At 65.6% G+C, this 19,989-nt stretch carries 17 protein-coding genes, 1 other RNA gene and 1 pseudogene; 11 read left to right on the forward strand and 8 right to left on the reverse strand.

The window, feature by feature from the left end; translation table 11 throughout:
• Positions 1-99 precede the first annotated feature (99 nt).
• Positions 100-702 carry a nuclear transport factor 2 family protein gene (locus MBENS4_RS13565; protein WP_039391360.1) on the reverse strand — a complete coding sequence of 201 codons (603 nt, stop codon included), beginning with the start codon at positions 700-702 and terminating at the stop codon, positions 100-102.
• A gap of 121 nt (positions 703-823) precedes the next feature.
• Positions 824-1,834: a cation diffusion facilitator family transporter gene (locus tag MBENS4_RS13570; RefSeq protein WP_052322280.1), complete on the reverse strand. Its 1,011-nt coding sequence runs from the start codon at positions 1,832-1,834 to the stop codon at positions 824-826.
• A 351-nt stretch (positions 1,835-2,185) separates the two neighbouring features.
• On the opposite strand from MBENS4_RS13570, the gene MBENS4_RS13575 reads away from it, so the two are divergent.
• Positions 2,186-4,699: a TonB-dependent receptor gene (locus MBENS4_RS13575; RefSeq protein WP_052322281.1), complete on the forward strand. Its 2,514-nt coding sequence runs from the start codon at positions 2,186-2,188 to the stop codon at positions 4,697-4,699.
• 273 nt (positions 4,700-4,972) lie between these two features.
• On the opposite strand, the gene mtgA is transcribed toward MBENS4_RS13575, so the two are convergent.
• The 5 genes and pseudogenes from mtgA to MBENS4_RS13595 form a co-directional block, all read right to left on the reverse strand.
• Positions 4,973-5,638, reverse strand: coding sequence for a monofunctional biosynthetic peptidoglycan transglycosylase (mtgA, locus tag MBENS4_RS13580; RefSeq protein WP_039391362.1), 666 nt, complete (start codon positions 5,636-5,638; stop codon positions 4,973-4,975).
• 100 nt (positions 5,639-5,738) lie between these two features.
• Positions 5,739-6,101, reverse strand: coding sequence for a GGDEF domain-containing protein (locus MBENS4_RS27615; protein ID WP_445321511.1), 363 nt, complete (start codon positions 6,099-6,101; stop codon positions 5,739-5,741).
• 13 nt (positions 6,102-6,114) lie between these two features.
• A pseudogene (locus MBENS4_RS13585) lies at positions 6,115-7,539 on the reverse strand (diguanylate cyclase); the annotation flags it as partial.
• Between the two features lie 114 nt (positions 7,540-7,653).
• Positions 7,654-8,559, reverse strand: a complete 906-nt coding sequence (gene rpoH / locus MBENS4_RS13590) for an RNA polymerase sigma factor RpoH (protein ID WP_039391364.1) — start codon at positions 8,557-8,559, stop codon at positions 7,654-7,656.
• A gap of 98 nt (positions 8,560-8,657) precedes the next feature.
• The gene (locus MBENS4_RS13595) at positions 8,658-9,602 is read right to left on the reverse strand and encodes an RluA family pseudouridine synthase (RefSeq protein ID WP_039391366.1); all 945 of its coding nucleotides are present in this window, start codon (positions 9,600-9,602) and stop codon (positions 8,658-8,660) included.
• Positions 9,603-9,620: 18 nt separating this feature from the next.
• Between MBENS4_RS13595 and MBENS4_RS13600 the strand changes: the two genes are divergently transcribed.
• The 4 genes from MBENS4_RS13600 (at position 9,621) to rnpB (ending at position 12,042) form a co-directional block, all read left to right on the forward strand.
• Positions 9,621-10,037 carry a M67 family metallopeptidase gene (locus tag MBENS4_RS13600; RefSeq protein WP_039391367.1) on the forward strand — a complete coding sequence of 139 codons (417 nt, stop codon included), beginning with the start codon at positions 9,621-9,623 and terminating at the stop codon, positions 10,035-10,037.
• A 99-nt stretch (positions 10,038-10,136) separates the two neighbouring features.
• A complete protein-coding gene (locus MBENS4_RS13605; RefSeq protein ID WP_039392425.1) occupies positions 10,137-10,793 on the forward strand; it encodes a histidine phosphotransferase family protein in 657 nt (218 codons plus the stop codon).
• 70 nt (positions 10,794-10,863) lie between these two features.
• Positions 10,864-11,568 (forward strand): N-acetylmuramoyl-L-alanine amidase, encoded by a 705-nt coding sequence (locus tag MBENS4_RS13610; RefSeq protein WP_039391369.1) that lies wholly within the window; start codon positions 10,864-10,866, stop codon positions 11,566-11,568.
• Between the two features lie 9 nt (positions 11,569-11,577).
• Positions 11,578-12,042: RNase P RNA component class A (gene rnpB / locus MBENS4_RS24200), an RNA gene on the forward strand.
• Between the two features lie 29 nt (positions 12,043-12,071).
• Here the strand turns inward: rnpB and MBENS4_RS13615 are convergent.
• The gene (locus MBENS4_RS13615) at positions 12,072-12,875 is read right to left on the reverse strand and encodes a metallophosphoesterase (RefSeq protein ID WP_052322385.1); all 804 of its coding nucleotides are present in this window, start codon (positions 12,873-12,875) and stop codon (positions 12,072-12,074) included.
• Positions 12,876-13,113: 238 nt separating this feature from the next.
• Between MBENS4_RS13615 and MBENS4_RS13620 the strand changes: the two genes are divergently transcribed.
• The 6 genes from MBENS4_RS13620 to MBENS4_RS13645 all read left to right on the forward strand — a co-directional run bounded on the left by MBENS4_RS13620 (position 13,114) and on the right by MBENS4_RS13645 (position 19,952).
• Entirely contained in the window at positions 13,114-13,548 is a 435-nt protein-coding gene (locus MBENS4_RS13620) for a VOC family protein (protein ID WP_039391371.1), read from the forward strand.
• A gap of 148 nt (positions 13,549-13,696) precedes the next feature.
• Entirely contained in the window at positions 13,697-15,145 is a 1,449-nt protein-coding gene (locus tag MBENS4_RS13625) for a glycosyl transferase family protein (protein ID WP_340140822.1), read from the forward strand.
• The gene (locus MBENS4_RS13630; RefSeq protein ID WP_039391372.1) at positions 15,142-16,377 is read left to right on the forward strand and encodes a hypothetical protein; all 1,236 of its coding nucleotides are present in this window, start codon (positions 15,142-15,144) and stop codon (positions 16,375-16,377) included. The genes MBENS4_RS13625 and MBENS4_RS13630 overlap by 4 nt, the downstream gene beginning before the upstream one ends.
• Positions 16,378-16,458: 81 nt before the next feature.
• On the forward strand, positions 16,459-17,373 hold the full coding sequence (locus MBENS4_RS13635; protein ID WP_039391374.1) for a sulfite exporter TauE/SafE family protein: 915 nt from the start codon (positions 16,459-16,461) through the stop codon (positions 17,371-17,373).
• On the forward strand, positions 17,370-18,134 hold the full coding sequence (locus tag MBENS4_RS13640; RefSeq protein WP_039391376.1) for a TIGR02186 family protein: 765 nt from the start codon (positions 17,370-17,372) through the stop codon (positions 18,132-18,134). Before MBENS4_RS13635 ends, MBENS4_RS13640 begins: the two co-directional genes overlap by 4 nt.
• 129 nt (positions 18,135-18,263) lie before the next feature.
• Entirely contained in the window at positions 18,264-19,952 is a 1,689-nt protein-coding gene (locus tag MBENS4_RS13645) for an ATP-binding protein (RefSeq protein ID WP_422394391.1), read from the forward strand.
• Positions 19,953-19,989: the final 37 nt, after the last annotated feature.

The raw sequence follows: 19,989 nt of genomic DNA on the forward strand, positions 1-19,989 counted from the left end.
CCTACGTCCCGCGCGCCACCTCAGACCGAGAAAGGTGAGGTGGCCGATTCCGGGGTCAAGGGGTGATGACCCCTTGAAAAGCATTCTTCTTCCTGAGTCTTAACGCCCTTCCATCTGCGGTCCGGCAATCGCCACGGCGCGGGGAGGCGGCGTTTCGCGAAGAGGCTCGGGGGCATCGTCCAGGCGAGCCTGGCGGATGACCTTGCCGTCCTGCGTGACGGTCATCTCCTGCGAGGTCGTGGTCTTCAGTTTCCAGCCGTCCTCGCCGTGGACCCAGGTGTCTTCGGCCAGCGCGATCATCTCCATTGCGTGGCCGCGAACCTGTGCGCTGGCGGTCATCGTCTGGCGCACCCGGGCCTCGTTGCCATCAAGGGTAAGGGCCTTGATCGTGGTGCGGGTGTCGCGATCGGGGGCAGCGGGCGCGTCCTGCAACTCGGCGATCATGGCCTTGGCATCAAGCGTGCGTCCGCTGAGTTCGGTGCTGGTGAAACCGGGGGCAAGCAGGGCCTCGATGCCCGAGGGCGAGCGCTGCTCCATCGCCTGCCTGAGTTCGTCGTAGCGCTGCTGAAGTTGCGCGCGGGCCGTGTCGGCCTGCAGGGCGGGCGTGTCCGGGGAGGTCGCGGCAAGGCTGGCGCCGGCGGGCACCGCAAGGCCGAGAAGAGCGCCGCCGGCAAGCAGCGATTTTACGGAAAGCAACGGCATGGGCAGCTCCTTGGACAGCATCGCGCATCGGTGCGCCGGAATGGCGCAACCGGATGGGAGCTGCAATGCGCCAGATCGGGCACGGTGCCATGCCGCGCCGACGAGACGGGCCGCCCTTGCGTCAGACCGTGTCGGGGCTTGCCAGCGCGCAGGCCTCGGTGTGGCCGGTCTCGACCTGGATCGTGGGATGGCCGATGCCGAAGTCGTGTGCCAGCTGCTCGGCGATGGCCGCCAGGAACGCGTCGTCGGCGGGGCCATCGGGCTTGACGAGGTGGGCGGTAAGCGCGGTTTCGGTGGTGCTCATCGGCCAGACGTGAAGGTCGTGGACATGGCTGACACCGGGTTGGTTTTCGAGCAGGCGGCGGACCCTGGCGATGTCGATGCCATCGGGCACGGCGAGCATGCCCATGCGCAGCGAATCGCGCAGGATGCTCCAGCTCGACCAGGCGATGACCAGCGTGATGATGAGTGAGGTGACGGGATCGAGCAGAGCGATCCCGGTCGCCCAGATGAGGCCGCCCGCTATGACCACGCCGGCCGAAACGGCGGCGTCGGCCATGAGATGGACAAAGGCCGCGCGCAGGTTGAGGTCCGACTTCGAGCCCTTGGCGAAGAGCAGCGCGGAGAGCGCGTTGATGGCAATGCCGATGGCGGCCACGACCATCATCGTGGTGCCTGCGACCTGGGCAGGCTCGAACAGGCGGCGCAGGGTCTCGACCAGGATCGCGCCCACCGTGCCCCACAGAAGTGCCGCGTTCGCGATCGAGGCCAGGATGGACGAACTCTTGAGGCCGTAGGTGAAACGCTCGGACGGCGGACGTGCGGCAAGGATGGCCGCGGCCCAGGCCAGCAGCAGCGAAACCACGTCGGTCAGGTTGTGCCCGGCATCGGCAAGAAGCGCGATGGAGCCGCTGAGGAAGCCCGCAATGGCCTCGACCACGACGAACACCACGTTGAGACTGACGGCAATGGCAAAGGCCATGTTCGCACCGCCCGGGGGAGGGCCGTGATGGTGGTGATGGCCGTGCCCGTGCCCGTGGCTATGCCCATGCCCATGCCCATCATCGTGACTATGGGAATGTCCGTGGTGGCCATGGCCGTGCGGGGGTGTGGCTAAGGTCTCGTCTTCCATCGAAAATGTGTCTCTCATGCCACGCCGGGGCGATTCAACTGTTGTTGTAACATGTCATTCACAATTCCCGCTTTCTCCAGAGCACGGATAAGAGAACTTGCTTCGTGACATTTTTGCCGCAGTGCAAAAATGTACGATAAAAAATAACCATTAAAAAACAATATCTTGTGTTGGTCATTTGGATGATAACGCGCTTCACGTTGCAAAATTGCGCCGTTGCAGCAGCAAATGGCTCCCAACCGTCAGAAAGCTGTCATATGTCACTGCGCATAGCCACCGCAGCGCATGCAGTGGCTCACAAATCCCATCGCATGTTGAATTTACCCAGTCTGACACCTTCAGGGGGCACTGATGAAGTTTAGTTCTGTTCTCAACACCGCGACGAGCGCAATTGCCGTCGGTGTTGCTTTCCTGGCCGTACCGGCCTTCGCGCAGTCGACCGGTTCGGTCGACTTCGAAGAGGACGCGATCGTCGTCACCGGCCTGCGTGCCGAAGATGTTGCCGGTCTCGAAATTCCGGCGACCCCGAAGGCCAAGCAGGTCCTGACCGCCGAGCAGATCCAGCGCGCGCGTCCGGGTCAGACGATCAACGACATCATCAATCTGGTGCCGGGCGTCAGCTTCCAGAACAACGACCCCTGGGGCTCGATGGGCGGTGGCTTCACCATCCGCGGCTTCGGCGCGGACCGCGTGTCGCAGACCCTTGACGGCCTGCCGCTCAACGACTCGGGCAACTACGCGCTCTACACCAACCAGCAGGTCGACACCGAGATCCTGGAATCGGTGAACGTGAACCTGGGCGTGACCGACGTCGACAGCCCGACCGCGTCGGCTTCGGGCGGTACCGTCAACATCCGTACCCGTACCCCGGGCGATGATTTCGGCCTGTTCACCACCATGACCATCGGTGACGTACTGTCGCCGGGCAGCTACTCGGACAGCCTCTACACCCGCGCGTTCGGCATGATCGACACCGGTGACTTCACTGGCGTCGGCACCAAGGCCTTCATCTCGGCGAGCTACCAGAACTACGGCGTGCCCTACAATCCGTACGGCCGCGTCGACAAGACCCAGCTCAACGCCCGCCTCTACCAGGACCTGGGCAGCAACGGCGACTTCGTCTCGGTGGCGGGCCACTGGAACCAGAACCGCAACAACTTTGCCGGTTCGGAGAACGTCAACACGCTGCTCGGCTACTACAACGACGAGTTCAGCAAGCGTGACCGCTTCACTGTCTACACCGCAGACGGTCAGTTCCCCTATCCCTGCTCGCTGCCTGAAGGCACCGTGTACGGCGGCGGCGGCGTCAATGGCCAGAGCGAGCGCTACAGCGACTCCAGCTCCTCGGGCGATTGCGGCGCTCCGTTCTATCGTCGTTACAACCCCTCCGACACGGGCAACATCCGCGGTTCCTCGCGCTTCACGCTGGCCGACGGCCTGATCCTGACGGTCGACCCGAGCTACCAGTACGTGAAGGCCAACGGTGGCGGCCCCGACGACCTTCGCGAAGGCTTCTTCACGGTCAATGGTGTCAACTACACTGGCGCCTTCAACGGCGGGTATTACTTTGGTCGTGACCTCAACGGTGACGGCGACATCCTCGACCGCGTGGGCGGCATCGATCCCAGCCAGACCCGCACCGACCGTCTTGGCGTGATCGCGAACATGATCTGGGAAATCAACGACGACCACCGCGTCCGCGTTGCCTACACCTGGGATCGTGCGCGTCACCGCCAGACCGGCCAGATCGCCCCGATGCTGGCGAACGGTGAACCCACCGACGTCTTCGCGATCGATGATGCTCTGCTCGACCTCAATGGTGAGGAAGTGAACAAGCGCGACCGTCTGTCTTGGGCGATCCTGCACCAGGTCTCGGGTGAATACCGCGGTACCTTCGGTGACTTCACCGCCGTTCTGGGCCTGCGCGCGCCGTTCTTCACGCGCCGTCTGACCCAGAACTGCTACACCACGTCGATCAGCGGCTTCGTCGACTGCCCCGCTCCGGGTCAGGACATGACCGCCTATGAGGCGGCCAACCCCGATTACGCCCGTCCGCAGTCGCGCAAGTACACGTACGACAAGCTGCTTCCGAACGTCGGCTTCACGTACAACTTCCTGCCGACCGCCTCGGTGTTCGCGAACTACGCCAAGGGCCTGTCGGTGCCCGGCACCGACCCGCTGTACGACTCGCTCTATCTGCCCGACGGCGACTTTGCCCGTCCGGTTCCCGAGACGACCGACAGCTTCGATGTCGGCTTCCGTTACCGCGAAGGTCGCCTGACCGCGCAGCTTGCCGGCTGGTACACCAAGTACAAGGATCGCCTGGCTTCGGCGTTCGATCCCAACGCGAACAACGGCGAAGGCGCCACGGTCTACCGTAACCTCGGAACGGTCGACAAGTGGGGCGTTGACGGCTCGATCGCCTACCAGCCGACCGACAACTCGCTCATCTACATCTTCGGTTCGTACAACGACTCCGAGATCAAGGATGACATCCTGTCCGACGGCGGCGTCGTCGCGACGGCTGGCAACATGGAATCGGGCTCGCCGAACTACTCGTACGGTGCCCGCGGCCAGATCGCCTTCGGCGCTCTGGAACTGGGTGGCCAGGTCAAGCGTACCGGCAAGCGTTGGCTTGATGATGCGAACACCCAGCGCGTCCCGTCCTACACGCTCGTCGACCTCGACGCTCGCCTGGTCATCGGCGAAGGTCCGACGGGCGGCGACGTTGCGCTGCAGCTCAACCTCACCAACCTGTTCGACGAATACTACGTCGGCTACTTCGGTGGCTCGCTCAACGGCGAAAGCTTCGCCCAGATCGGCGCGCCGCGTGCGGGCAGCCTGGCGCTCTCGGTCGGCTTCTGATCTTCCCGATCAGGCCTGACGGCACGAAAAGAAGGGGAGGGGCTTTCGGGCCTCTCCCTTTTTTTGTGTCCTGTCAGGGGCAGCTGAAAGTGAAGGGTAGGCAAGGGGCCATCGCCCCTTGACCCCGTAAATGGGCGAGCTCGCCCATCTCGGCGATGGTGGCCGGAGAGCCCTGAGGTCGCCGGTTCGGGGAGCCCGAGGGCAATGGCCCTCGGAATTATCCTCTTGTCTTTTTAGCCCAAGAGCGGTGCGCCGTACTGCGCGATCAGGGCCCTACTCGTAGACGCAGGCGTCGAAGCCGCTGTTGCGCACCGTGCCGATGCGCGCGGAGATCGTGTTGCCGTAACGGCGGGTGAAGCCGGCCGGGTTCTTGACGCTGCGGGTCTTGGGGCTGGGCAGGGCCGCGGCCATGCGCGCGGCCTGGAGCGGGGTGAGGCTGGCCGCAGACTTCCCGAAATAGCGCTGCGCGCCCGCTTCCACACCATAGGTGCCGATCCCGGTTTCCGCGACGTTGAGGTAGACTTCCATGATCCGGCGCTTGTCCCACAGGTGCTCGATCAGGAAGGTGAACCAGACTTCCAGGCCCTTGCGCGCATAGCGGCTCCAGCCCTCGCCCTGCCACAGAAACACGTTCTTGGCGGTCTGCTGGCTGATCGTCGAGCCGCCGCGCAGACGCCCGCCTTCGGCGTTGCGCTTCATCGCGTTCTCGATGGCCTGGGTGTCGAAGCCGTTGTGGGTGCAGAACTTTCCGTCCTCGGCCGCAATGGCGGCGGCGACCATGTTGCGGTCGATGTCGGAAAGCGGTGTCCAGTCCTTGGTGATGCCGTTTGCGTCGGTGAGCATGGTGATCGTCACCGGGACCGGCACGAAGCGGTAGAGCAACGTGGTCCCGACGCTCAGCAGCAGGAAGGCAATCACGATCTTGAGGAGCAGGCGCATCGGGGCAGGGGCTTTCCGCGTGGGAGAGAAACGAATGCGCGTGATAAACGCGCGGTGCAGGAGCGTCCAGCGCCACGCGTGCGAGGCCAAGGGGCTGGCCCTAGCCGGGGACAGGTTCCAGCTGGCCCCGATCACGCGGGGCATCGTTGCCCGGCGCGGCAACGACCACGCGGTCTCGGCCTTCATGCTTGGCGCGGTAGAGCGCGGCGTCGGCCTTGCGGTAGAGATCGCGGAAGACTTCCCCGGGGATGGCGGGGCAGACGCCGATACTCACCGTCATGGCAAGGCCGGGGATCGGGGGCAGGACGGTGCCCCCGGCATCGGGGGCACCGGGCCGCGCGGCAGCGATGGTGCGGCGCAGGTCCTCGGCGATCATGGCCGCGCGCCGCGCTGCGGGCCCGCTCAGGAGCAGGGCAAACTCTTCGCCGCCCAGGCGCGCCGCGATGCAACGGGCGTTTTTCACGCGCGGCAAGGGTGCGCGCGAGCGCGACCAGGACGTCGTCCCCGGTGTCGTGCCCGTACGTGTCGTTGATGTGCTTGAAGAAGTCGATGTCGAGCAGCAGCAGCGCGGCGACCTCGCGCCCGTGGGTGACTTCGGCGAGGATCGGTTCGATCATCTCGATGAAGCCGCGCCGGTTGCGCAGCGAGGTGAGCGGGTCGCGGCGGGCCAGTTCGCGGGCCTGGGCCTCGGCACGCCGGGCGGCGGCGTGCTCCTGGCGCAGCCGCGCGTGGGTGCGCGACGCGGCCGCGGCCAGCCACAAGGTCTGCCAGGCGGCGGCGAAGATGACCATGAGCTGCGGACCGCCGCCCTTGAACAGCGTGCTCGAGCCGACGAAATCGGCCGTGCTGAGAAGGATGATCGGGAAAATCCAGGCGGTCGCGAAGTTGCGGGCCTCGGCCGAACCCTTGCGCCAGGCGAAGGCAAGGCAGCCGCCCACGCTCAGCATCGTCGACATCAAAAGTACGCCGATGATCGCGGCGAGCAGGTCGACAGGGCCGGTGCGGATAAAGGAGATGGGAAGGCCGAGCAGGGAACATAGTGTCGCCAGGGTCAGCACGGTGCGGCGCAGGATGCGGGGGACGTCGCGCGTGCCGATCGAGGTGATCGCGCTGAAGGTCGCGCAGGTGATGGCAAGGCAGGCAAGGGCCGAGCACAGCTGCGCGGAGAAGGCGCCGGCAAGGCCGGGCACGAGTATCAGGTGCGCCTGCGACCAGATCGTGCCCCACAGCAGCATTCCCCCTGACCACGCCGCCTGCCAGAGCGGAAACTGGCGTCGCAGCGAGACGGCGAGGACCGCGTTGTAGAGCGTGCCGATCAGCAGCAGCGTCAGCGCTCCGCCGACCCACAGGGCCAGCGTGGTCGTCCGGCTGGCGGCCTCGTCGCGCCCCACCAGGCGCAGGCGCAGCATGTCCTGGCTGGCCAGCCGGTTGAAGTGGAGGACGATGTCCTGAAGCGGTGCCGTGCGCACCGGCGGCGCGAACTCGAGCTGGCCGCCGATGCGCCAATGTCCCGCAAAGTCCCCGTTGCGCACGCTTTCGCGGGCACGCGTCCCGTCTGTGTAGAGGAAGGTGACATCGAGCCGGTCGAAACGGGAATAGTGGACGAGGAGCGCAGGTTCCTCGGCAATGTCAGCGGGCAGGTCCCGGGCGGGGATCCGCAGCCACAAGCTGCCGTCCTGGTAGGCCTGCGGTGTGCCTTTGCAGGAAAAATGGGCCGGCAGGGCATCTGCGGACTTTGGCTGAGGGCTGGTGGCATGGCACAGGTCCGCACCATTGAAGACCTGTGCCCACGCGGGCGACAGGCCCGCGAGCAGTGCGGCGCCGAACACGGCCAGAAGGGTTACGCATAGCGCCCGGGGAATGCGCAAGATAGTCAACATCTTGCGAGAATACGTACACATTTGACCGGGGGTTGGCTAGGTAAAGGCAGGCTTAACCCTGACCTGCGGACATGAAAAAAGGCCGGGGGATGGCCCGGCCTTTTTTCATGTGATGGTCTGCGCCGTTGTTGCGGATCAGGCCGCGGGCAGGAGCTGCTTGTCCGTGGCGATGCGGTTCATCGCCTTTTGCAGCTTTTCAAAGGCGCGCACCTCGATCTGGCGCACGCGCTCGCGGCTGACGTTGTAGACCTGGCTCAGTTGCTCAAGGGTCTTGGGATCTTCCGACAGGCGGCGCTCGGTGAGGATATCGCGTTCACGCTCGTTGAGCGCGTCCATCGCCTCGACCAGCATGTCGTGGCGCACGGTCTTTTCCTCGGCCTCGGCGACGATTTCATCCTGCAGCGGATTGTCATCCTGCAGGATGTCCATCCACTGGCCTTCGCCTTCCTCACGCAAGGAGACGTTGAGCGACGCATCGCCCCCCATCATCATGCGGCGGTTCATGTTGACGACCTCGGTCTCGGACACGCCCAGCGTCGTCGCGATCTTGGTCACGTCGTCGGGGCGCAGGTCCGAATCTTCGTAGGCATCGAGATTCTTCTTCATCCGGCGCAAGTTGAAGAACAGCTTCTTCTGCGCGGCGGTGGTGCCCATCTTCACGAGGCTCCACGAACGCAGGATGTACTCTTGAATCGAGGCCTTGATCCACCACATGGCATACGTGGCAAGTCGGAAACCGCGATCGGGTTCGAACTTCTTCACGCCCTGCATGAGGCCGATATTGCCTTCGGAGATAAGCTCGGAGACGGGCAGGCCATAGCCGCGGTATCCCATCGCGATCTTCGCGACGAGGCGCAGGTGGCTGGTGACGAGCTGGGCCGCAGCGTCGGAATCTTCATGTTCCTTGTAGCGCTGGGCGAGCATGTATTCCTGCTCGGGCTTGAGCACCGGGAACTTGCGGATCTCGGCGAGGTAGCGGTTGAGACTCTGCTCCCCGCCCAGGGCCGGGATTGCCGGTAGGTTTCGTTGGGTGTTGCTCACAGTTTCCGTCCTTCTTTTCGGTCGGCGCGCGGTCTAAGACCCTTCGCTAGGCATCTTAACTTGCGGCCACCTGTTCATCCTAGCACACAAATCCGATTTCAGAGTCGCAATTCGTCGATCAGGGTCCGCATGTCGTCGGGCAGAGCGCTCGCGAAATGCACGTTGTTACCTGTAACGGGATGGACGAAGCCGAGTTCCGCAGCGTGGAGTGCCTGCCGCGAAAAAGCGAGTCGGGAGAGGAGAGCCCGGAGGGGCTTTGGTGTGCGTCCATATACAGGATCACCCAGTAGCATGTGCCCGATTGACGACATGTGAACACGCACCTGGTGGGTGCGGCCGGTTTCCAGGCGGCATTCGATCAGGCTGGAATGGGCAAGGTTTTCCAGCGTGCGGTAATGGGTGACGGCGTGCTTGCCGCGTCCGTCCTCGACAATCGCCATCTTCTTGCGGTTCTGGCTCGAGCGCGCGATGGCGCCGCGCACGGTGCCGGCCGGTGGGATCGGGCGTCCGGCGACGACCGCCTGATAGGCCCGGATGATCGAGTGATCGGCGAACTGGGCGGCCAGGCCTTCGTGGGCGCGGTCGGTCTTGGCGACCACCAGGAGCCCGGAGGTGTCCTTGTCGATGCGGTGGACGATGCCCGGACGCGCGACCCCGCCAATGCCAGAGAGCTGGCCCCGGCAATGGTGCAGGAGCGCGTTGACGAGCGTGCCATCGGGATTGCCCGCGGCGGGATGAACGACGAGCCCGGCGGGCTTGTCGATGACGATCAGCGACTCGTCCTCGAAGACGACGGTGAGCGGGATGTCCTGCGCGATGGCTTCGGCGGGCGCGGCCTCGGGCACCGCGATGGCAAAGGGTGTTCCCGCGGCCACCTTCACCGAGCCTTGCCCCGCGGGTTTGCCGTCGATCGTGACATGGCCTTCGGCAAGCAGCGCCTTCACGCGCTCTCGTGAGAGGCCGCTCGCCTCGGCCAGCGTCTTGTCGAGGCGGCCTCCGGGCGGCGGGATAAGTCCTTCGAGGATGTTTTCGCCACGCTCCATGGGCGCTAGCCTTCGGCCATGGATATCGACGTGACAAGAGAGGTGCTCGAAACGCTCCACAGGCTGGCCGTGGCCGCGCATCCGCAGGAATGCTGCGGGCTGCTGCTGGGCGCGCCCGGCAGCCGGACGGCGGGGGAGGGCCGGGAGTGCATCGTCGCCGTTCGGGAAAGCGCCAATGTCGATCCCGACCCGGCAATCCGATTCGCGATTGATACTTTGATTCTCCTGCAGGCGCACAAGGCCGCGCGCCATGGAGGCCCTCCGGTGCTGGGCTACTACCATTCGCATCCTACGGGAAAACCGGTGCCATCCGTCACGGATTGTGAACATTCCACCGGCGATTGTCGCATATGGGCGATCGTTGCCGGGGGCGATGTTGCTTTCTGGCGCGATCGTGGGAATGGCTTTGATCCGCTCGCCTTCCAGGAGGTGTGAGGCCGCGCTCTTTACTTCGCGCAGGCCCTCTCCATCTGGAGGGACCATCCATCATGTCCCTTGCGCCTTCGCGACACCAAAAACGGAAAGACGATCATCATGACGACGAGTTCGCTCGACCTTGCCAGCCTGCTGTGTTCGCGCCTGTGCCATGACATGCTGAGCCCCGTGGGGGCGCTGTCGAACGGGCTGGAACTGCTCGCCGACGAAAAGGACCCGGAGATGCGCCAGCGCTGCTTCGAGCTGCTCGAGCAGAGCGCGCGGATCTCGGCGGACAAGCTCAAGTTCTTCCGCCTTGCCTATGGCGCAGCGGGTGGTTTCGGCGAGCATGTCGCGGTGGCCGAGGCGCGCGCGCTGGTCGATGCGCTGGTCGCCAGCAACGCGCGCATCACCGTCAACTGGCAGGTCTCCTCCGACGCGCTGCCCAAGAGCGCGATCAAGACGCTGCTCAACTTTGCGATGTTCGGGATCGAGGCGCTGCCGCGTGGCGGTACGCTGGACCTCGCGGCCGAGTGGCGGGCGGATGAGGTGGGCGGACACGTGGCCGAGATCGTCGTGCGCGCGGCGGGCCCGCGGATCGCTTTCGATGCGGCGGTGGGCCGCGCCCTTGAAGGAACGCTGCCCGAGGAGGAACTGTCCAGCCGCACCGCCCCCGCCGCGATGCTGCATCAGCTTGCACAAGGGGCGGGCGGGCAGATGCAGTTTGCCATCGAGGAGGATGCCCTGATATTGGGAGCCGTGCTGTTCGACGCCTGAGCCCCGAACGGGGTGGCGCGCGTCTCGGGGGCGGCACGGGTGTGATGGTGCGAAGGAGTGATGGGCGACGATGAACCGATGGCTGGTCAACAGGTTCGTGCAATCGCCCAACTGGAACGCGCGCAAGCGCCCGATCCGCATGGTCGTCCTGCACTACACCGGCATGCAGACCGCCGAGGAAGCCTTGGAGCGCATGTGCGATCCGGCCGCTGAGGTCTCGGCCCACTACATGATCGACGAGGAGGGGATCGTCACCTCGCTCGTCTCCGAAGAGAACCGCGCCTGGCACGCGGGGCGCTCGTACTGGCGCGGCGAAAGCGACGTGAACTCCGCCTCGATCGGGATCGAGCTGGTCAATCCGGGGCATGAGTGGGGCTATCGCCCCTTTCCCGAGGCGCAGATGGATGCGCTGCTGCCGCTTCTTGCCGACATTCTGGAACGCCACGATATCCCGCGCGCCAATGTGGTCGGGCATTCCGACATCGCGCCCGCGCGCAAGCAGGATCCGGGCGAGCTGTTTGACTGGGGGCGGCTCGGCGACCTCGGGCTCGCGCTCGAGATTCCGGCCGCGCGGATGAACCTGTTCTACGACAATCCGGGCAAGTTCTATCTCGCGCTCGAACGGTTCGGATACGATATCACCGATGGGCGCGCGGCGGTCACCGCGTTCCAGCGCCGCTGGCGCCCCGGGCTTATCGACGGCGAGATTGACGGGGAAATCGGGGGCATCCTGTTCGAACTCCTGTTGGAGCGCGACATCGGCCGTGCTAGGTGAGCGCCCGTGCCGGGGAGCCGGGCAGCCGCGGGTGGGCGTATCGATTCATCGAAACGCCTGCGCGAGGAAAGTCCGGGCTCCACGAAACAAGGGTGGCGGGTAACACCCGCCGGACGAGTGCGGTTTTCAGGCCGTGCGAAGTTCAGGGACAGTGCCACAGAGAGCAGACCGCCGATGACCCCCACTTCCTTGTGGAGTGACGGGAACAGGTAAGGCTGAAAGGGTGCGGTAAGAGCGCACCGCGCTGCCGGTGACGGTAAGCGGCATGGTAAACCCCACCCGGAGCAAGACCGAATAGGGACTGCGCGCCATCTTGAATGGCCGGTCGGTTTCGGACCGAGGCAGTCCGGGTTGGTTGCTTGAGCGCATCCGCAAGGGTGCGCCTAGAGGAATGGCTGCCGCCGCGGCGTAAGGTCCCTCCTGAAAGGGAGACCACGCCAGGCACAGAACCCGGCTTACAGGCTCCCCGGCACACGAGGTTTTCCCGAGAATGCGAGGTCGTCTCAGGCCGCGACGGTGGCGCCTGTCTGATGGTTCTCGTGCGTCCCGTCTTCGGCGGTGAGGTACCAGCGTTCGGTGCCCTCGATCCCGACGGCGGTCAGCGTGCCGTGAACGTAGGCGCCGGTGTCGATGCCCAGGCGGTTGTCGCGCTCATCCGGTTCCTCGGTGATCGTGTGGCCATGAACCACGAAGCCCCCGAAGTTGCCGGTGTGGCTGAGGAAGGGCTCGCGAATCCAGCGGCAGTCGCTGCCCAGCTGGGTTTCGATGGGGACGCCCGGGCGCAGCCCTGCGTGGACGAAGATGTAGTCGCCAATGCGCACGAGCTTGCGGAAGCTGCGGATAAACTCGAGGTCCTGCTCGGGAATGTGCCGGCGCGCCGCGTCCCGGACTTCGTCGATCTCCATGTCCGCGACCGTCTCGGGGGCAAGCCCATAGGAGGCCAGCGTTTCCAGGCCGCCGAAGCGCAGGAAACTGCGCAGCGCCGTGCTGTCCTCGAGGCTGGTCAGGAGCATTTCCTCATGGTTGCCGCAAAGGATCTCGACGTGCCGCTCGCTGCTCAGCTGGCGCGCACGCGCAAGGACCCCGGCGCTGTCCTGACCGCGATCGATCAGGTCGCCCAGGAGGACGAGTGTCGTCTGGGCAGGCCCACGCGCGGCCTCGTCATTCTTGATCGTCTCGAGCAGCGTCTCGAACAGGTCGAGGCGCCCGTGGATGTCACCGATCGCGTAGACGCGCTCTCGATGCGGCAGCGAGGGCTTTTGCGCGGGTGTCGGATTGGCGAAGAGTTTTCGAAGTTTTCCAAGCATGAGCTCGACATAGATACGTTCGCGGCCCGGGAGGGGCAAGAGCAGGTCGATCCATAGTGGCGTACGTGTCGGGCATGTGGCCGCGAAGACGCACCTGGGTGGCTTTGGTCTTGGTCGTGGCCGTGGGATTGGCTAGAGCAGGTGGCGCGCGCGGCGTGCGGCCCGAGCTGCAGGTGACGCTTGCCCTGTTCGGACGCTCCGTGCCCCTCCTCCCTCCAGACCAAGGATAGCTTTTCTCGTGACCCGCTACCTCCACACCATGATCCGGGTGACCGACCCCGACGCCACGATCCGCTTCTTCAATCTCATCGGCCTTGAGGAAACCCGCCGTATCGAAAGCGAGCAGGGGCGCTTCACGCTGATCTACCTCGCGCCCAAGGGGCAGGAAGAAACCGAGGTCGAGCTGACCTGGAACTGGCCCAACGCGGATGGGACGCCCGCCGAGACCTACACCGGTGGCCGCAATTTCGGTCACCTCGCCTTCCAGGTCGAGGACATCTACGCGACCTGCCAGACGCTGGCGGATGCCGGGGTGACCATCAACCGCCCGCCGCGCGATGGCTGGATGGCCTTCGTGAAGACTCCGGACGGGATCTCGATCGAATTGCTGCAGGATGGCAAGCTCGAACCGAAGGAACCCTGGCTCAGCATGGAAAACACCGGCTCCTGGTAATAGAGGGCCCGAAAAGGGGAGGCGGCCGAGCAGGTTTCGCCTCCCCTTTTTTCTTTAAGGGTTAACTTTCCTTCATATCCCATATTACGGGTTTGATATTAACCAGTCTGGCCTAGGCTTTTCCCTAAGCATTGAGGGGGCGGTGCATGTGCGCGCCGACGTGCCCAAACGTGCGACGGGGGTGATCGTGGCGGAACTGGAAGCTGTGAACACGGTAGTGGCCTGGCTCGCAACCTTCGAGCGGGAACTCCTGCTGTTCTGCGCGTTCTGGTTCGTGCTGGGCGCACTCGATGACCTTCTGGTGGATGGCCTGTGGATCGCGATCAAGCTTCGCGGCAAGGCACGCGAGGGTTCGATCACGGCCCTGCAGGCCCGTGCTCCGCTGCGCGCAGAGGCGGCCATCCTCATCGCGGCCTGGCACGAAGAGCAGGTCATCGCGCATACCATCCGGCATGCGCTCGGCGCCTGGCCGCAACAGGGCTATATCCTCTATATCGGTTGCTACGCGAACGATCCGGGCACCATCACGGCGGCGATGGCGGCGGCGGGGGGCGATCCGCGCGTGCGCGTGGTGATTCATGCCAGCGCCGGTCCCACCACCAAGGCCGATTGCCTCAATCGTCTCTACGCCGCGCTGTGCCTCGACGAGCAGCGCCGCGGCGCGCGCTTTGGCTTTCTTGTACTCCACGATTCCGAGGACATGGTCCATCCGGCGGAACTCGCCGTCTATGATCGGGCACTGGCTACGGCCGACTACGTGCAGTTGCCGGTACGTCCCGAGCCGGTGCGCGGGTCGCGCTGGGTCAGCGGCCATTACTGCGACGAGTTCACCGAATCGCATGCCAAGGGGATGGTCGTGCGCGATGCCCTGGGCCTGGGCATTCCGGCTGCGGGTGTGGGATGCGCTTTTGGACGCGGAATGCTGGATCGCATCGCCAGGGTGCGCATGGCGGCCGATGCCCAGGGCCCCTTTGCCTGCGAATGCCTCACCGAAGACTACGAGATGGGCCTGCTCGTGCAGCGTGAGGGGGGGCGTTCACGGTTCCTGCGGGTGCGCGATGCCGATGGCGAACTGGTGGCGACACGGGCGTGCTTTCCGGCCAGCCTGCAGGCCTCGGTCCGGCAGAAGACGCGCTGGATCCTGGGGATCGCCTTCCAGGGCTGGGACCGGCTCGGCTGGGATGCGCGGCTGCGCGATGCCTGGATGGTCCTGCGTGACCGGCGCGGGCCTCTGTCCGCGCTCGTGCTGGCCTGTTCCTACGCGCTGCTTCTGACCGAGACGCTTCTGGCCGGGGCCTGGCTGGGCGGCGTCTATACGCGCGTGCCGTTTCCGCCGCTTCTGGAGGGCCTGCTGCTCGTGTGCCTATGGGCGTTTGCCTGGCGCGTGGCCAACCGGTTCGCCTTCACCGCGTCCGAATATGGTCTTGGCGAGGGGCTTTGCGCGATTGCCCGGATACCGGTGGCGAACGTGATTGCGATCATGGCCGGACGCCGCGCCCTTGCTGCCTATGTGCGCAGTTTGCAGGGCACCATGCCGACCTGGGACAAGACCCAGCACGCCGAGCACGCGGCCCATCACGGCAGAGCGCGCGCATGACCGCGGCGCGGCGCAACCGGGGGCAGCCGCTCGTCGTGTTCGTGGCGCTTGTCGCCGGGTGGCTGGGGGGACGTGTTGCCGCGTTGGACCCGGTCTCGCTCCTGGCAGTGGGCGTGCCGCGCACGGTGGCGCCGGTCCCTGGCCAGCGAGCCGTGTCCGAGGCGCAACCGGTTGGTGAGGGCGCGCCCCTGCGGCTGGCAGGGCCTCAGTCGTTTGCGCAGATCGATCCCGCGCTCGGCGGATCGGAGAGGGAGAGGCAGGTCTCCGGCGGGATCGACCTTGCCGAACTCGTCACGGTCCTGCTCGACACCCGCCGCGTGACGCTGGCCGCGCAAAGGGGACCTGCGCGCGTGGCGCTCCCGCAGGAGGAAGGCGCCAGGGCAGGGCGTGGCACGCTCGGACCAAGCGGCGGGGAGGGATACTATCTTGCGCCCGGGCGCATGGGGTTTGGCGAGGGGGATCCCATGCCACCCGGCTACGCTCCGGCGCCTTCGGGCGATGCCTTGCCGGATGCGAAGGTCGCCACCCGTCCCGGCGCAGGTCAGGACGCTGCGGGCGAGGGGCGGGCAAAGCCACGACGCTGGTCGGCCGATGCCTGGGCTCTCGTGCGCGGAAAATCCGCGAGCGGACTGGGCGCCGCGCCGCTGCCTCCCACCTATGGCGGGAGCCAGGCAGGCGCGGTCCTTCGCTATCGCCTAGCGCTCAAGAGCGCCTGGCAGCCCCAGCTCTACATGCGCACGACCTCGGCGCTGGGCGAGGTGTCCGAAACCGCCGCCGCGCTGGGCGTATCGGCACGCCCCGTTCCGGGCCTTCCTCTCGATGCGGCACTGGAAGGGCGGCTGGTCAACGGGATCGGCGGCAACCGGGTCCAGGGCGCCGCGCTGGTCACCACGCGTTTCGCACCACTGCTTCTGCCCGGCGACTTTCGAGCCGAGGCCTATGGCCAGGCAGGCTACGTGGCCGGCAGGTACGCGACCGCGTTCGGGGACGGCCAGGCGCGGCTCGACAAGGGTGTCGTGAGGGTCGGCAAGGTCGAGGCGCGTCTGGGCGCGGGTGTCTGGGCGGGCGCCCAGAAGGGAGCCTGGCGGGTCGATGCTGGCCCCTCGGCGATGATCACGATGCCGCTCAACAACAGGATGTTCGGGCGCCTCGCGCTCAACTGGCGCCAGCGCATGGCCGGCGATGCCGAGCCCGGCTCGGGCCCTGCGGTAACCCTGTCGGCAGGTTTCTGAGACTTTATCGCCCTTTCGGGAACCTGACCGGGCACAAGCGCCTTTTCACGCAAGCCCCGCTGCGGTAGCGAGAAAAGCGGTATGGACGTCTACCTTCCCATCGCGAACCTTTCGGTCAACGGCTTCGTCATCGTCGGGCTGGGGGCACTCACGGGTATCCTCTCGGGGATGTTCGGCGTGGGCGGCGGCTTCCTGACGACCCCCCTGATGATCTTCTACGGCATTCCGCCCACGGTCGCGGCCGCCTCGGCGGCCAGCCAGGTGACCGGGGCCAGCGTGTCGGGCGTGTTCTTCCAGTCGCGCCGGGGCGGTGTAGACTACCATATCGGCACGGTGATGGTGGTGGGCGGCATTATCGGCACCGGGATCGGCGCGCTGCTGTTCCGCCTGCTGGAGCGGATCGGCCAGATCGATACCGTCATCAGCATTCTCTATGTCCTGCTCCTGGGCTCGATCGGCGGGCTCATGGCCAAGGAGAGCATCCAGGCGATCCGGGCCGAGCGCTCGGGCACGAAGATCGCGGCGAAGAAGCGCCGCCACCATCCCATGGTCGCCAGCCTGCCGATGCGCTGGCGCTTCTACCGCTCGGGGCTCTACATCTCGCCGCTGGCCCCGCTGCTGCTGGGCTGCGCGGTGGGCATCCTGACGATGCTGATGGGCATTGGCGGCGGCTTCATTCTGGTTCCCGCAATGCTCTACATCCTGGGCATGAGCGCTAATGTGGTGGTCGGCACGAGCCTGTGGCAGATCCTCTTCACCACCATCGCGACGACGATGATGCACGCGCTGACCACGCAGGCGGTCGACATCGTCCTGGCCTCGATGCTGCTGTTCGGCTCGGTCACGGGCGCGCAGGTCGGCTCGCAGTTTGCTCAGAAGAGCAGCCCTGTAAAGCTGCGCCTGGTGCTGGCGGTCATCGTCCTGCTGGTTGCGCTGCGCATGGCCTTCGGGCTCACCTACATTCCCGACGACATCTACACCGTGGCGCCTCTGTGAACCGGCTGCTTGTTTCCCTTCTGGCGCTGTGCGCGTTCGTGTTCCTGGGCGGCGCGCGCGATCCCATTCTCGTGACGGAAGTCTCGCAGCACCAGATCAACCTGCAGCAGGGCTTCAACGGCACCGACCTTCTGCTTTTCGGGGCGGTGCTGACGCCCGAAGGTTCGCGCGCGGCGCAGGACTACGACATTGTCGTCGTGCTCAAGGGGCCGACCCAGTCGGTGGTGCTGCGCGAGAAGCAGAAGGTCGCCGGGATCTGGGTCAACGCGGCGAGCACGGAACTGCGCTCGGCCCCGTCCTACTATGCCGTCGCCTCGACCCGGCCCATTGCCGATATCGTCGATGAGAAGACCGCCGCGATCTACGAGCTGGGCCTGCAGTGGCTGCAGCTCTCTCCCATCGGCGCGATCGATCCCGAGGAGCAGGCCCGTTTTTCCGCTGGTCTCGTTGCGCGCAACGTTGATGCCGGGCTCTACCGCGAGGACGAGGGCGGCGTCAGCGTCAGCGAGCAGGTCCTCTATCAGGCGCGCATCCGCCTGCCCTCGCAGGTGCCCATCGGGCGCTACACCGCCGAAACCTTCGCGATCAGCGAGGGGCGCGTGGTCGCTTCGGCGAGCAGCGATGTCGAGGTGCGCAAGCTTGGCATCGAGCGCGCGATTGCCGACTTCTCCCAGAACTGGGGCTTTGCCTATGGTCTGCTGGCCGTCTTCGTTTCGGTTGGCATGGGCTGGCTCGCCGGGCGCCTCTTCGCGCTGGTCTGATCCGGGGCTGGGGGAGCTGGAAAGCGGCCCTACAAGGCATCGGTTTAGGCTTACATTAACCGCCTGTCTTCTAGGCTGAAATCGATACAGGTTTCGGCCTTCAGCAGCTTTCGGTGTGCGATGAATCAGATGGATATGGGTGGTTTCGGTGCGGTCCCGGGCGGAGCCGGCGCGCAGGCGGCAAATCCGCAGGCAACCGCCTCGCAGGCGCGTTCCTCGGCGCGTGAGCCGATCGGCTACATCGTCGAGATCGGCGGTTCGGGCAGCCGCATCGCCTTCGACCTCGGCCGTCTTACCGATATCGCGCAGGAAGAGGATCCTTCGGTTTCGATCTCCGGGCAGGTCGGCAGCCAGGTCAAGGTGCGCGTGGGCAACGGCTGGCTCTTGGCCAGCGTGCGCAACCAGAAGCAGGACGGCTCGGTCAGTGGAGGCATCGTTGCCGACGTCGACTTCCTCGGCGAAGGCGAGGAAGAACGCCTGACCGGCCGCATCCACGGCTTCCGCCGCGGTGTCACGGCCTACCCCATCCCCGGAGCGCCGGTCTATCCCGCGACCAGCCAGGACCTCCAGCAGATCTATTCGAGCGACGGGCGTGCCAGCATCGGCATCGGCAAGGTGTTCCCGACCAAGGATATCCGCGCAGGGCTGTACGTCGACGCGCTGCTCGGCAAGCACTTTGCCCTCCTCGGTTCGACCGGTACCGGCAAGTCGACCAGCGCCGCGCTGATCCTCCACCGGATCTGCGAACACGCGCCCGAAGGCCATATCATCATGGTCGACCCGCACGGTGAGTACTCGGCCGCGTTCCGCAATTCGGGCATCATCCTCGATGTCTCGAACCTGCAGATGCCCTACTGGCTGATGAACTTCGAGGAGCACTGCGAGATCCTCCTCTCGACCACCGGGGACGAGCGCCAGCTTGATTCCGAAATCCTGGGCCGCGCGCTGCTGGAAGCCCGCTCGAAGAACCGTCTGGCTGAGAAGCTGGGCAAGCTGACGGTGGATTCGCCGGTCCCCTACCTGCTCTCGGACCTCTCCAACATCCTCAACAACGCGATGGGCAAGCTCGACAAGGGGCACTCCAGCGCGCCCTACATGCGCATCAAGAACCGCCTTGATGAGCTCAAGACCGACCCGCGCTACCAGTTCATGTTCTCAGGGATGCTGGTGGGCGACACGATGACCGACTTCATCGGCAAGATCTTCCGCCTGCCCTCGCGCGGGCGGCCGATCTCGATCATCGACGTGTCGGGCGTGCCGACCGAGATCACCAGCACCGTGGTTGCCGTGCTCTCGCGTCTCGTCTTCGACTTCGCGGTCTGGGCGCGCGATGAACAGACCCGCCCGATCCTCCTCGTCTGCGAGGAGGCGCACCGCTACGTCCCCAACGAGCGCAACGCGGATGGCTCCTCGGTCGGGCGCATCCTCTCGCGCATCGCCAAGGAAGGGCGTAAGTACGGCATTTCGCTGGGCCTCATCACCCAGCGCCCGTCCGACCTTGCCGAGGGCGTGCTCTCGCAGTGCGGCACGATCATCTCGATGCGTCTCAACAACGACCGTGACCAGGCCTTCGTGCGCGCGGCGATGCCCGAAGGCGCGCGCGGCTTCCTCGACTCGATCCCGGCCCTGCGCAACCGCGAGTGCATCATCTGCGGTGAGGGCACCGCGATCCCGATGCGCGTGCGCTTCGATGATCTGGAGGAATACAAGCGTCCGGCCTCGGCCGACCCGTCCTTCACCGATCTGTGGAGCCAGGCGGGCGGCGAAGAGGAGATGGTCGCGCGCACCGTCCAGCGCTGGCGCGCGCAGGGGCGCTGACCTCTCGACTCCATCCGCACTTGAAGAGACAGGGCGT

The sequence above is a fragment of the Novosphingobium sp. MBES04 genome (assembly GCF_000813185.1).
Lineage (GTDB): Bacteria > Pseudomonadota > Alphaproteobacteria > Sphingomonadales > Sphingomonadaceae > Novosphingobium > Novosphingobium decolorationis.